Annotated in this window: 23 protein-coding genes; all 23 read right to left on the reverse strand. The window is 42.3% G+C overall.

Annotated features, from left to right (window positions below):
* A complete protein-coding gene (locus GKG43_RS07325; protein WP_129878915.1) occupies positions 1-645 on the reverse strand; it encodes an adenylate kinase in 645 nt (214 codons plus the stop codon).
* A 192-nt stretch (positions 646-837) separates the two neighbouring features.
* Positions 838-2,190, reverse strand: a complete 1,353-nt coding sequence (gene secY, locus GKG43_RS07330; protein ID WP_129878916.1) for a preprotein translocase subunit SecY — start codon at positions 2,188-2,190, stop codon at positions 838-840.
* Positions 2,190-2,630: a 50S ribosomal protein L15 gene (gene rplO, locus GKG43_RS07335; RefSeq protein WP_009001876.1), complete on the reverse strand. Its 441-nt coding sequence runs from the start codon at positions 2,628-2,630 to the stop codon at positions 2,190-2,192. The genes secY and rplO overlap by 1 nt, the downstream gene beginning before the upstream one ends.
* Positions 2,631-2,656: 26 nt before the next feature.
* Positions 2,657-2,839: a 50S ribosomal protein L30 gene (gene rpmD / locus GKG43_RS07340; protein ID WP_025654679.1), complete on the reverse strand. Its 183-nt coding sequence runs from the start codon at positions 2,837-2,839 to the stop codon at positions 2,657-2,659.
* A gap of 122 nt (positions 2,840-2,961) precedes the next feature.
* Positions 2,962-3,471: a 30S ribosomal protein S5 gene (gene rpsE, locus GKG43_RS07345; protein WP_025654678.1), complete on the reverse strand. Its 510-nt coding sequence runs from the start codon at positions 3,469-3,471 to the stop codon at positions 2,962-2,964.
* Positions 3,472-3,486: 15 nt separating this feature from the next.
* Positions 3,487-3,855 (reverse strand): 50S ribosomal protein L18, encoded by a 369-nt coding sequence (rplR, locus tag GKG43_RS07350; protein ID WP_025654677.1) that lies wholly within the window; start codon positions 3,853-3,855, stop codon positions 3,487-3,489.
* A gap of 17 nt (positions 3,856-3,872) precedes the next feature.
* Positions 3,873-4,415: a 50S ribosomal protein L6 gene (gene rplF / locus GKG43_RS07355; protein ID WP_129878917.1), complete on the reverse strand. Its 543-nt coding sequence runs from the start codon at positions 4,413-4,415 to the stop codon at positions 3,873-3,875.
* Positions 4,416-4,559: 144 nt separating this feature from the next.
* Positions 4,560-4,961: a 30S ribosomal protein S8 gene (rpsH, locus tag GKG43_RS07360; protein ID WP_025654675.1), complete on the reverse strand. Its 402-nt coding sequence runs from the start codon at positions 4,959-4,961 to the stop codon at positions 4,560-4,562.
* Positions 4,962-4,994: 33 nt separating this feature from the next.
* Positions 4,995-5,180, reverse strand: coding sequence for a type Z 30S ribosomal protein S14 (locus GKG43_RS07365; RefSeq protein WP_025654674.1), 186 nt, complete (start codon positions 5,178-5,180; stop codon positions 4,995-4,997).
* A 13-nt stretch (positions 5,181-5,193) separates the two neighbouring features.
* Positions 5,194-5,733: a 50S ribosomal protein L5 gene (rplE, locus tag GKG43_RS07370; protein WP_129878918.1), complete on the reverse strand. Its 540-nt coding sequence runs from the start codon at positions 5,731-5,733 to the stop codon at positions 5,194-5,196.
* A gap of 23 nt (positions 5,734-5,756) precedes the next feature.
* Positions 5,757-6,068 carry a 50S ribosomal protein L24 gene (gene rplX, locus GKG43_RS07375; RefSeq protein WP_025654672.1) on the reverse strand — a complete coding sequence of 104 codons (312 nt, stop codon included), beginning with the start codon at positions 6,066-6,068 and terminating at the stop codon, positions 5,757-5,759.
* A 13-nt stretch (positions 6,069-6,081) separates the two neighbouring features.
* Positions 6,082-6,450, reverse strand: a complete 369-nt coding sequence (rplN, locus tag GKG43_RS07380; protein WP_025654671.1) for a 50S ribosomal protein L14 — start codon at positions 6,448-6,450, stop codon at positions 6,082-6,084.
* A gap of 45 nt (positions 6,451-6,495) precedes the next feature.
* A complete protein-coding gene (gene rpsQ, locus GKG43_RS07385) occupies positions 6,496-6,753 on the reverse strand; it encodes a 30S ribosomal protein S17 (protein WP_025654670.1) in 258 nt (85 codons plus the stop codon).
* An 11-nt stretch (positions 6,754-6,764) separates the two neighbouring features.
* Complete coding sequence (gene rpmC / locus GKG43_RS07390) at positions 6,765-6,971, reverse strand: 50S ribosomal protein L29 (protein ID WP_025654669.1); 207 nt, start codon at positions 6,969-6,971, stop codon at positions 6,765-6,767.
* Positions 6,961-7,398 (reverse strand): 50S ribosomal protein L16, encoded by a 438-nt coding sequence (gene rplP, locus GKG43_RS07395; protein WP_025654668.1) that lies wholly within the window; start codon positions 7,396-7,398, stop codon positions 6,961-6,963. The genes rpmC and rplP overlap by 11 nt, the downstream gene beginning before the upstream one ends.
* Positions 7,398-8,054, reverse strand: coding sequence for a 30S ribosomal protein S3 (rpsC, locus tag GKG43_RS07400; protein ID WP_025654667.1), 657 nt, complete (start codon positions 8,052-8,054; stop codon positions 7,398-7,400). The genes rplP and rpsC overlap by 1 nt, the downstream gene beginning before the upstream one ends.
* 14 nt (positions 8,055-8,068) lie before the next feature.
* Positions 8,069-8,455 (reverse strand): 50S ribosomal protein L22, encoded by a 387-nt coding sequence (gene rplV, locus GKG43_RS07405; protein WP_025654666.1) that lies wholly within the window; start codon positions 8,453-8,455, stop codon positions 8,069-8,071.
* A 31-nt stretch (positions 8,456-8,486) separates the two neighbouring features.
* Positions 8,487-8,768 carry a 30S ribosomal protein S19 gene (rpsS, locus tag GKG43_RS07410; RefSeq protein ID WP_025654665.1) on the reverse strand — a complete coding sequence of 94 codons (282 nt, stop codon included), beginning with the start codon at positions 8,766-8,768 and terminating at the stop codon, positions 8,487-8,489.
* Positions 8,769-8,794: 26 nt separating this feature from the next.
* On the reverse strand, positions 8,795-9,637 hold the full coding sequence (gene rplB, locus GKG43_RS07415) for a 50S ribosomal protein L2 (RefSeq protein ID WP_129878919.1): 843 nt from the start codon (positions 9,635-9,637) through the stop codon (positions 8,795-8,797).
* Between the two features lie 95 nt (positions 9,638-9,732).
* On the reverse strand, positions 9,733-10,032 hold the full coding sequence (gene rplW / locus GKG43_RS07420; protein ID WP_025654663.1) for a 50S ribosomal protein L23: 300 nt from the start codon (positions 10,030-10,032) through the stop codon (positions 9,733-9,735).
* Positions 10,032-10,652, reverse strand: a complete 621-nt coding sequence (gene rplD / locus GKG43_RS07425; protein ID WP_025654662.1) for a 50S ribosomal protein L4 — start codon at positions 10,650-10,652, stop codon at positions 10,032-10,034. Before rplD ends, rplW begins: the two co-directional genes overlap by 1 nt.
* Before the next feature lie 31 nt (positions 10,653-10,683).
* Positions 10,684-11,364 carry a 50S ribosomal protein L3 gene (rplC, locus tag GKG43_RS07430; RefSeq protein ID WP_025654661.1) on the reverse strand — a complete coding sequence of 227 codons (681 nt, stop codon included), beginning with the start codon at positions 11,362-11,364 and terminating at the stop codon, positions 10,684-10,686.
* A 66-nt stretch (positions 11,365-11,430) separates the two neighbouring features.
* Positions 11,431-11,748 (reverse strand): 30S ribosomal protein S10, encoded by a 318-nt coding sequence (rpsJ, locus tag GKG43_RS07435; RefSeq protein WP_004607300.1) that lies wholly within the window; start codon positions 11,746-11,748, stop codon positions 11,431-11,433.
* Positions 11,749-12,258: the final 510 nt, after the last annotated feature.

The raw sequence follows: 12,258 nt of genomic DNA on the forward strand, positions 1-12,258 counted from the left end.
TTACTCTCCGAGGATTTTTACGATGGCAGCAAATACATCCTCAATATCGATGGTTCCGTCCACCTCTTTGAGGATTCCGGCCGTTGTATAATAATCAATGAGCGGCTGTGTCTGCTCATGGTAGACACCGAGACGCTTCTGGACTGTCTCCGGCTTATCATCATCTCTCAGGATCAGCGTCCCGCCGCAGTTGTCGCAGATGCCTTCCTCTTTGGTCGGTGCGTATTCCATGTGATAAGTAGCGCCGCAGTCTACACATGCCCTTCTTCCGGACATACGGCGGATGATATTCTCATCCGGTACTTCTACATTGATGGCATAATCCACCTTCTGATCCAGTTCCGCCAGAGCCTTGTCTAAAGCTTCCGCCTGCGGAATTGTTCTCGGGAATCCGTCCAGCACATATCCTGATGTACAGTCTTCCTGATTCACTCTGTCCACTACCAGGTCTACAACCAGTTCATCCGGAACAAGCAGTCCCTGGTCCATATAAGTCTTTGCTTTCTGTCCCAGTTCTGTGCCGTTCTTGATGTTCGCCCTGAAGATGTCTCCGGTAGAAATATGAGGTATCCCATATTTCACCGCGATCTTCTTAGCCTGTGTCCCCTTGCCTGCTCCGGGAGCCCCTAACATAATAATCTTCATATACATGTTCCTCCATATTTTCATCACCGTCCTGTCCCTAAACGGTGATATATCCATATAGCACATTAACCCGCCGGTTCCGTCCGTCTCAGGACAAAACTTGGCGAGCTAAGTAGTTTCAGTGAAATCCCCGAGGACAGCCGCCATATATACATGCAGACATGCACATCCGGCTTATTGCGCTCACGCGAATTAATAACCGAGGAAACTGTTCTTCATAGAGTTTCCCTTATTATTCAAAAAGCCTGAATAATTGCGTACAAGCATCTGTGCTTCAATCTGTTTGATCGTCTCTAATACGACGCCCACAATAATGATCAGGGATGTTCCTCCAAAGGAGACATTGGCCTTGAATACACCATTGAAGAAATAAGGTATTACCTGAACGATCACAAGCCCGCATGCACCGATAAAGATAATATAGTTCAATATCTTCTGTAAGTACTCTACGGTTGGCTTGCCAGGACGGATACCCGGAATAAAGCCGCCGCTCTTTTTCATATTGTTTGCTATCTCTAACGGGTTGAATGTAATTGATGTATAGAAATAAGCAAAGAAAATAGTAAGCACAATATATACAATCAGACCCCATGAATAGATTAAATTGCCCGGGTTACACCAGTTGTTGGAATTCATTCCCTTCAGAATCTGGCTTCCGATTCCTGTTCCTTCTCCCTTTCCAAGGAAAGACGCGATTACGATCGGGAACTGCATCAGCGAGGATGCAAAGATAACCGGGATAACACCTGCTGTATTTACTTTTAACGGGATGTGTGTGGACTGTCCGCCATATGTCTTTCTTCCCTGTACCTTCTGTGAATACTGTACTGCAATCTTTCTCTCACCACCCTGGAGGATGATAACAAACACAATGACAACCAACAGCACTGCAAGAATTATAATTGCTGCCAGACCTCCTTTTGCAACGGTTTTACCCCTTACAAACTGTTCGTACAGCTGGACGAAATCATCCGGCACACGAGAAACAATGTTAATAAGCAGGACAATGGAGATTCCATTTCCCACACCTTTTTCTGTAATACGCTCACCGATCCACATTAGGAATGCAGAACCTGCGGTAAGTGTACATACTACAATAGCAGCATTTACGAAATTATACTCAACAAGAAGTCCCTGGCGCCCGAACCCTACCGCCATAGCGATTGATTCGATCAAAGCGAGAGCTACTGTGACATAACGGGTAATCGCTGCAATTTTCTTCCTTCCGTCTTCTCCCTCTTTCTGCATCTCTTCCAGCTTTGGAATCGCGATGGTCAAAAGCTGCATAATAATGGAAGATGTGATGTACGGTGTAATGCTGAGTGCAAACACAGACATCTGGGTAAAGGAACCGCCGGTAAATGCATCAAAAAAATTGAATGCATCACCGGTCTGATTCGCAAAAAATTCCTGTATATAGGTTGGATCCACACCCGGTGTCGGCAGCTGGGAGCCAAGTCTAACAACGACCAGCATTAAAAACGTATAGAATAGTCTTTTACGGATGTCTTCTATTTGAAATGCTCTTCGTACAGTTTCTAGCATTAGATCACCTCTGCTTTTCCACCAAGGGCCTCTATTTTTTCAGCTGCTTTTGCACTAAATGCATTTGCCTGAACAGTAAGCTTCTTAGTTAACTCTCCATTTCCAAGAATTTTCACACCGTCTTTTGGGTTTTTAACGATACCGCTCTCAATTAATGTTTCTACTGAAACTGTAGCGCCATCCTCAAATGCTTCTAACGCGCTTAAGTTAATACCAATGATTTCTTTGGAGTTTCTGCATGTGAAACCTCTCTTTGGTATTCTTCTGTATAAAGGCATCTGACCGCCTTCAAAGCCTGGTCTTGGCGCTCCTGAACGAGCTTTCTGACCTTTGTGGCCCTTACCAGCCGTCTTACCATTACCAGAACCGTGTCCACGGCCTCTTCTGAAATTATCACTCTGCTTTGAACCGTCTGCTGGTCTTAAGTTTGATAAGTCCATGATATTACCTCCTTATCGTTTTTTATTTATGCTTCTTCTTCAACTTTCACTAAGTGTCTAACCTGCTGTACCATACCTCTTGTAGCTGCATTATCCGGCATGATGACTGTCTTGTTGAGTTTTCTGAGTCCCAGAGCCTCAACAGTTTTTTTATGCTTTGGCACAGCACCGATTGTAGACTTTACCAGTGTAACTTTTAAGTTTGCCATTATAATTTACCTCCTATACGACAAAGCACGCTCTCACATCTTATACGACAGGGCAATCTCTATCCTTTTATGCAATAGATCAAACTCTATCTTCTTATGCGATAGAGCAAAGCTCTATCTTTTTAGCCTACGATCTCTTCTACTGATTTGCCGCGAAGTTTTGCAACCTCTTCCGGAGTCTTCACTCCTTTAAGCCCCTCAATAGTAGCAAGAACAACGTTCTGCTTATTATTGGATCCCAAAGATTTTGTACGGATGTTCTTGATTCCTGCCATCTCGATCACGGCACGGGCCGGGCCTCCGGCAATAACACCGGTACCATCCGGAGCTTTCTTCAGCAATACGGAAGCGCTTCCGAATTTTCCAATCACATCATGTGTTACACTGTCATTATCATCCATAGCAACTTTGATTAATTTCTTAGCTGCATCTTCTTTTCCTTTGCGGATTGCCTCCGGAATCTCGGTAGCTTTTCCTAAACCTGCACCAACATGGCCTTTCCCATCGCCAACAACTACTAAAGCTGTGAATCTGAAGTTACGACCACCTTTAACAACTTTGGTAACACGTTTGATTGATACCACTTTTTCTGTTAATTCCATCTGACTAGCATCAATACGTTCCTGTTTCATATGTGTTCTCCCTTCCTAAAAATTCAGCCCAGCTTCTCTTGCTGCGTCTGCCAGTGCTTTCACTTTACCCTGATATATAAAGCCGCCTCTGTCAAAGACTACCTCTGTGATGCCTTTTTCTTTTGCTTTTTCGGCAATCACTGTTCCTAACTTTGCTGCTGCATCAACGTTGTTGGTCTTTTCTAATTCCGCTTTCACATCTTTCTGAAGAGTGGAAGCCGCAACCAGAGTGTTTCCAACTGTATCGTCGATAATCTGAGCATACATATGATTATTGCTTCTAAACACAGCTAAACGTGGTCTCTCAGCTGTACCGCTGAAACGGTTACGTAATTTCATGTGTTTTTTTCTACGAACTTCGCTTCTTGATTTCTTACTAACCATTTTCACACTCTCCTTAATTATTTCTTACCAGTCTTACCAACTTTACGTCTGATCACTTCATCAGCATACTTGATACCTTTGCCCTTATAAGGTTCCGGTCTTCTCTTGTCTCTGATTTCAGCTGCGTATTGGCCTACTTTTTCTTTATCGATACCTTTTACAGTAATTTTGTTCTGGCCTTCCAGAACGGATTCGATACCTTCCGGGTCGATCATCTCAACTGGATGAGAGTATCCTAAGCTTAATGTCAGTTTATTTCCGGATTTAGCTGCTCTGTAACCAACACCGTTGACCTCCAGAACTTTCTGATATCCTTCTGTTACACCTACAACCATATTGTTGATCAGTGTTCTTGTAAGACCATGTAAAGATTTCATCTTCTTTAAATCACTTGGTCTTGTGACGATAATTTCTTCGCCTTCTTTTTTGATTTCCATTTCAACCGGAAGCTCTTTTTTCAGAGTTCCCTTCGGACCTGTTACGGTCACTACGTTATTCTCTGCAATATCAACAGTTACACCTGCCGGAATTGCGATTGGCAGTCTTCCTATACGTGACATACCGTACCTCCTATAACTTAAATTCTCGGAGAAGCTGCTGTATGGCTTCTCTGTTTTCAGTTGCTCTAAAGTTCTCTGTTCTTAAATGCCAGAGAACGGCCATTTCACTCTGTTCTTTCCATACATATATAAAGTGTCCGGCACCTACCAAACGAAGCACAGTACCTCTCCGCCTACATTGAGCTTTCTTGCATCTTTGTCTGTGATTACGCCTTTATTTGTAGAAATAATGGCTGTTCCAAGTCCGCCCAGCACCTTCGGGATGTCTGCGCTGTTCGCGTAAACACGAAGCCCCGGTTTAGAGATTCTCTTCAGACCTGAAATAACTTTTTCGTTCTTGTCTGCACCATACTTTAATGTGATGTGGATCGTGTTGAAGTTTCCATCGGCTACGATGTCATACTTTGCAATATAACCTTCGTTCAACAGAATCTCAGCAATCGCGGTTTTCATCTTAGATGCAGGAACATCAACTGTATCATGTTTAGCAGTATTAGCATTACGGATTCTTGTAAGCATATCTGCGATTGGATCACTCATAGTCATTGATTATTGACCTCCTTATTTCTTTTTGGTTAGTTACCAGCTTGCTTTTCTAACGCCTGGGATTTGTCCCTTATATGCCAGTTCACGGAAGCAAATACGGCAGATTCCATATTTTCTCAAATATGCATGTGGACGTCCGCAGATTCTGCAGCGGCTGTACTCTCTTGTAGAGTATTTTGGTTTGCGCTGCTGTTTGATTTTCATTGATGTCTTAGCCATGAATTTCCCTCCTTTACTTAGTGAATGGCATATTGAACTGAGTCAATAATTCACGAGCTTCTTCGTCAGATTTTGCTGTTGTAACAAAAATTACATCCATACCTCTGACTTTATCTACTTTATCGTACTCGATTTCCGGGAAAATCAGCTGCTCCTTGATACCAAGGGCGTAGTTGCCTCTTCCGTCGAATGCATTCGGGTTAACCCCTCTGAAGTCACGTACACGAGGTAATGCGAGGTTAATCAGACGGTCAACAAACTCATACATTCTTTCCCCTCTTAAAGTAACTTTACATCCGATTGCCATGCCTTCTCTTATCTTGAAGTTTGCGACAGAATTCTTAGCTTTTGTAAGCACTGCCTTCTGTCCTGAAATCTTCTCAAGATCAGCGACTGCTGACTCCAATACTTTTGCATTTTCTTTTGCTTCGCCGACACCCATGTTGATGACAACTTTATCAAGTTTCGGCACTTCCATGATATTTTTATATCCAAATTTTTTGATCATTACATCAACGATCTCATTCTGATATGTTTCTCTCAGTCTACTCAAAGTTCTGGACCTCCTTCCCTGAATTAGTCAATTACGTCTCCTGTTGACTTCGCAACACGTACCTTTTTGTCTCCATCCATCTTAAAGCCGATTCTGGTAACTTTTCCTTTGTGTACATACATCACATTGGATATATCAATCGGTCCTTCCTGATGAATAATACCGCCATTCTGATTCACAGCGCTTGGTTTTGTATGCTTTGTCAGCATGTTGACACCTTCGACCAGAACTTTTCCATCTTTTTTATTAACAGCAATTACTTTGCCTTCTTTGTCTTTATCTTTTCCAGCGATTACTTTGACAGTATCGCCTTTTTTGATCTTCATAGTTGACATTCTCGGCACCTCCCTACAGTACTTCCGGAGCTAAAGAAACAATCTTCATAAACTTCTTGTCTCTGAGCTCTCTGGCTACTGGTCCAAAAATACGTGTTCCACGTGGGTTCAAATCGTCTTTTATAATAACAGCAGCATTTTCATCGAATCTGATATAGGAGCCGTCTTTACGACGAGCGCCTTTTACAGTACGGACAACTACAGCTTTTACAACGTCACCTTTTTTTACAACGCCGCCTGGTGTTGCATCTTTAACAGTCGCAACGATCACGTCTCCGATATTGGCATATCTTCTTGTAGAACCGCCAAGTACACGGATACACAGTAACTCTTTAGCGCCTGTGTTGTCTGCTACTTTAAGTCTGCTTTCTTGTTGTATCATGCAGGTAAACCTCCTTTAAATATGCTTGCAAAATATGCGATATAATTATTTCGCCTTTTCCATGACTTCTACAAGTCTCCATCTCTTATCTTTAGACAGCGGTCTTGTTTCCATAACCTTAACTGTATCTCCAACGTTGCACTCATTCTTTTCATCATGAGCTTTCAATTTATAAGTTTTTTTGATGATTTTCTTATAAAGTGGATGCTTAACGTGGTCTTCAACTGCAACAACGATTGTTTTGTCCATTTTGTCACTAACAACCTTGCCTGTACGGGTTTTTCTAAGATTTCTTTCTTCCACAGTACGACCTCCTACTCAGCTTTAGAAGCTTCTGTTATCACCGTCTGGATTCTGGCGATATTTTTTCTAACTTCTTTAATTCTGCTTGTATTATCTAATTGATTCGTTGCATTCTGGAACCTCAGATTAAAAAGTTCCTTTTTAGCAGCTACTAATTCTTCATTTAATTCTTCTACAGATTTCCCTTTTAATTCTTGTACAAATGTATTAATTTTCACTGTTATCACCGCCTTCTAAGTCTGCGCGAGAAACGATTTTGCATTTGCAAGGTAACTTATGCATTGCAAGACGAAGTGCCTCTCTAGCTGTTTCCTCAGGTACTCCTGCAATTTCAAACATAACACGGCCTGGTTTCACTACTGCTACCCAGTACTCCAGTGCTCCCTTTCCTTTACCCATACGAGTTTCTGCTGGTTTTGCTGTTACCGGTTTGTCCGGGAAGATCTTGATCCAGACTTTACCGCCACGCTTGATGTAACGTGTCATAGCAACACGGGCTGCCTCTATCTGATTGGAACGGATCCAGCAAGGCTCCGCTGCAACGATACCGTATTCACCGTATGAAATCGTATTGCCTCTTAAAGCTTTTCCTTTCATGGTGCCACGGAACTGTTTACGACGTTTCACTCTTTTTGGCATTAACATTATTTATCGCTCCCTTCCTTATCTGCTTTCGTCGGAAGAACTTCGCCTTTGTAAATCCAAACTTTTACACCGACTTTTCCGTAAGTTGTGTCAGCTTCTGCGAATCCATAATCAATGTCAGCTCTCAGTGTCTGAAGCGGAATCGTTCCCTCGCTGTAAAACTCTGTACGAGCCATATCAGCGCCGCCGAGACGTCCTGAAACGGATGTCTTAACACCGAGTGCTCCGGACTTCATAGTTCTTGACATGCAGGATTTCATAGCACGTCTGAATGAAATACGGTTTTCAAGCTGCTGAGCAATGTTCTCAGCTACTAACTGAGCATCTTTGTCTGGTCTCTTAATTTCTTTGATGTCAACGATCAGCTTCTTGTTTGTATATTTTGCTAATTCCGCTTTTACTTTTTCAATCTCAGAACCGCCTTTGCCGATTACTACGCCTGGCTTAGCTGTATAGATGATGATTTTAACACGGTCAGATGCCCTTTCGATCTCGATTCTTGAAACACCTGCGCTGAATAATTTCTTTTTAAGGAATTTTCTGATTTCATGGTCTTCCACCAGGTTATCAGCGAAATCTTTTTCTGCATACCATTTAGAATCCCAGTCTTTGATCACGCCGACTCTTAAACCATGAGGATTAACTTTCTGTCCCATTATTGCCCTCCTTATTATCTTTCATTAAGCACGATTGTAATGTGGCTCATTCTCTTCTCGATTCTATAAGCTCTGCCCTGTGCTCTTGGTCTTACTCTCTTCATTGTTGGTCCTTTGTTTGCGTAACACTCTTCTATATAAAGGTTCTCAACATTCATACCGTTGTTGTTCTCAGCATTTGCAATTGCTGATTTTAATAATTTTTCTATTACACTTGAAGCATATCTTGGGTTGTAAGCTAAAATACCAAGTGCTGTCTGTACATCCTTACCTCTGATGGCATCCAATACAAAGCAAGCTTTCTGAACTGACACTCTGGCGTAAGAAATCTTAGCTGATGGTCTTGTATCTTTCTGCTCGTTTCTTTCTCGTTTGATTTGGGATCTATGTCCTTTTGCCATGGATGAACCCTCCTTTCGAATATCTTATGATTTATCTTACTCTTGACTTTTTCTCGTCCTTGCCGTGTCCTCTGTATGTTCTGGTTGCTACAAACTCTCCGAGCTTGTGGCCTACCATGTCTTCTGTAACATATACAGGCACATGTTTTCTTCCGTCATGGACAGCAAATGTGTGCCCAACGAATGACGGGAAGATTGTAGAACGACGTGACCATGTCTTAACAACTGATTTATCACCTGCAGCATTCATAGCGTCTACTTTTTTCAGTAAGCTTTCGTCTGCAAATGGTCCTTTTTTAAGTGAGCGAGCCATAGGTTCTAACCTCCTTGTAATCTGAATTATTTAATCGCTTTTCCATCTCTTCTTCTTACAATCATCTTGTTAGAAGCTTTGTTTTTCTTACGTGTCTTAAGACCGAGTGCCGGTTTGCCCCAAGGTGTGCATGGACCTGGACGTCCGATACCTGTCTTACCTTCACCACCACCATGCGGATGGTCGTTCGGGTTCATAACGGAACCACGTACTGTAGGTCTGATACCCATATGACGTGTACGACCCGCTTTACCTACGTTGATCAGGTTGTGCTCTCCGTTTCCTACGACACCAACAGATGCTCTGCAAATGATTGGAACCATTCTCATCTCACCAGACGGAAGTCTTAATGTTGCATATTTTCCTTCTTTCGCCATCAGCTGTGCGCTGTTTCCTGCTGAACGAACAAGCTGTCCGCCTTTTCCAGGATATAATTCAATATTGTGAATCTGCGTACCAACCGGAATCTCAGAAAGAGGTAGGCAGTTTCCTACTCTTACTTCTGCTTCTGGTCCGTTCATGACTTTCATGCCATCCTTTAATCCTTCCGGAGCGAGGATGTATGCTTTTTCACCGTCTGCATAGCAGATCAGTGCGATGTTTGCTGATCTGTTCGGATCATATTCGATTCCAAAAACTGTTGCCGGAACCCCATCTTTCTTTCTCTTAAAATCAATAATTCTATATTTTCTCTTAGCTCCGCCGCCGCGGTGACGAACTGTAATTTTGCCCTGGTTGTTGCGGCCGGCTTTTCTGCTCTTGGAATCCAGCAGAGACTTCTCAGGAGTTGTCTTTGTTATCTCAGAGAAATCAGAGCCAGTCATCTGTCTTCTGGAAGGTGTATATGGGTTATATGTTTTGATTCCCATTACTTTCTCTCCTTTCGTTTTGCCTGATTATTAGTTTCACGGAATTGCACCGTATATTGTACGCTTAGATGGGTTCTCTCAAACCCGGGCCGGTCTTACAGACCCTCGAAAATCTCGATATCAGCGCTGTCTTCTGTAAGCTGAACGATAGCTTTCTTTGTCTTAGCTGTCTTTCCGTATGTCATTCCACGTCTTTTCGTCTTACCGTCAAGGTTCATGGTATTTACGCTTTTTACTTTTGTTCCATTGAACATTTTTTCAACAGCTTCTTTGACCTGAGTCTTGTTGGCCTCTGTGTGGACAAGGAATGTGTATTTCTTTTCAGCCATCAGCTCCATTGTTTTTTCAGTAACAACTGGTTTAAGGATTACATCATAATATTGAATGTTAGCCATTATGCATACACCTCCTCAATCGTTGCAACAGCAGCTTTCGTAGTGATTACTGTGTTGTATTTTAAGATATCAAATACATTGATTGTATTTGTATGAGCCGTCTTCACGTCTTTGATGTTTCTTGCGGAAATCTCCACGTTCTTGTTGCCGTCTTCCAGAACAAGCAGTGCTTTGTTCACGTTCAGGTTATTTAAAACTTCCTGGAATTTCTTTGTTTTGATCTCGTCGAAATTCAGCTCGTCGATTACGATAAATTTGTTTTCCTCTACTCTGGAAGTAAGAGCGGATTTGAGAGCAGCTCTCTTTTCCTTCTTGTTCATCTTAAATGAGTAGTCTCTCGGTACCGGAGCGAATACAACCCCGCCGCCTGCCCACTGTGGTGCTCTTGTAGAGCCCTGTCTTGCGTGGCCTGTTCCTTTTTGTCTCCATGGTTTTCTTCCGCCTCCGGAAACTTCTGCGCGTGTCTTTGCTTTCTGCGTTCCCTGGCGTTTGTTTGCAAGCTGGCTTACAACTGCCATGTGTACAAGATGTTCATTTACATCAACACCAAATACGGCATCGTTCAAATCGATTGTACCAACTTCTTTACCTTCGATATTATAAACAGATACGTTTGCCATCTGTGTGTTCCTCCTTTCTTCGTCAGTCAGACTAGTTAGCCTTTACAGTTTCTTTGATTGTCACGAGGCATTTTTTTGGTCCCGGAACTGAGCCTTTTACTAAAAGCAGATTGTTTTCAGCGTCAACTCTGACAACTTCAAGATTCTGAACTGTAATTTTCTTGTTACCCATCTGACCTGGCATCTTCTTGCCCTTGAATACCTTGCTGGGATCAGATGCCGCACCATTGGAACCAGCGTGACGGTGGAACTTAGAACCGTGGGTCATTGGTCCTCTGCTCTGATTGTGACGCTTGATTGCACCCTGGAAACCTTTACCTTTTGAAACTGCAGTAGCATCAATCTTGTCTCCTGCTGCAAAGATGTCGGCTTTGATTTCCTGAGCCAGTGTATATTCTTCAGCATTGTCAAATCTGAATTCTTTTACATATCTTTTCCCGGATACGCCGGCTTTGTCAAAGTGTCCTTTTTCAGCCTTTGTAACACCGTTTCTGTGCGCAATTTCTTTCTTGCCGCTCTTGTCTTTTGTGACAATCTTTTCTTTCTTGTCGGCAAAACCAACCTGAATTGCACTGTAACCGTCGTTCTCTGCTGTCTTAACCTGTGTTACTACACATGGGCCAGCCTGAAGTACAGTTACCGGAGTTAATACTCCATCTTCGTTGAAGATTTGAGTCATTCCGACTTTTGTAGCTAAAATAGCTTTCTTCATTATAATTACCTCCTGTGATTTACAGCGGAGCGCTTATGCGCTCATCCTAAACTTTAGGAATACTGCTTACTTATTTTTCATTTTGATATCAATGTAAACACCGGCCGGCATCTCCAGTCTGGATAATGCGTCCACAGTCTTCTGTGTCGGTGTGATGATATCGATGAGTCTCTTATGAGTTCTCTGCTCGAACTGCTCTCTGGAGTCTTTGTACTTGTGTACAGCTCTTAAGATTGTTACGACTTCCTTCTTAGTAGGAAGTGGTACTGGTCCACTCACTTGTGATCCGTTCTTTTTTACAGTTTCGATGATTTTCTTTGCAGATGCATCAACCAGCTGGTGATCATATGCCTTCAATGTGATTCTCATTACTTGACTTGCCATAAAAAAAGTCGCCTCCTTTTCGTACTATTCCATCAGTACGACAAGCGGTGACTGTACACTCTCCCGTGTGTGTCGTGAGAAACTCACACGTTGTTTCATACCTCTTATCCTTTGATAATCAGTAATCAGTTGTGATTCGTACAGTGACTTGTCGCCAGTTTCCTAACTTGACATTCGCTCCACGGAAAACCTGCCATCATGCTTTCGCACCCGGCAGCAACCTCACGCTTCACAGCTATCATGCCACAGCTCTCTTAGTATAGCGGATTCATCCATATATTTCAAGAGGTTTTTCGGAATTATTGTATTTTTTTTAATACATCCCAAGCTAATTTCACATTCCATGTCTTTTCCTTGAAATTGAAACATATTTATATAGAAGAAACAGCTTTACCTTTGGTTTAATATATATTGTTTTTATATCAGGCTTAATGAGTATAACGTACTTTTTATAAAAACTGCAATATTTATTTGTTAATTATTTTCAGAGTGCAATCATTTTTTACAAAA

Origin of the sequence: Eubacterium sp. BIOML-A2, assembly GCF_009680135.1 — a bacterium.
Taxonomy (GTDB): domain Bacteria; phylum Bacillota; class Clostridia; order Lachnospirales; family Lachnospiraceae; genus Faecalicatena; species Faecalicatena contortus_B.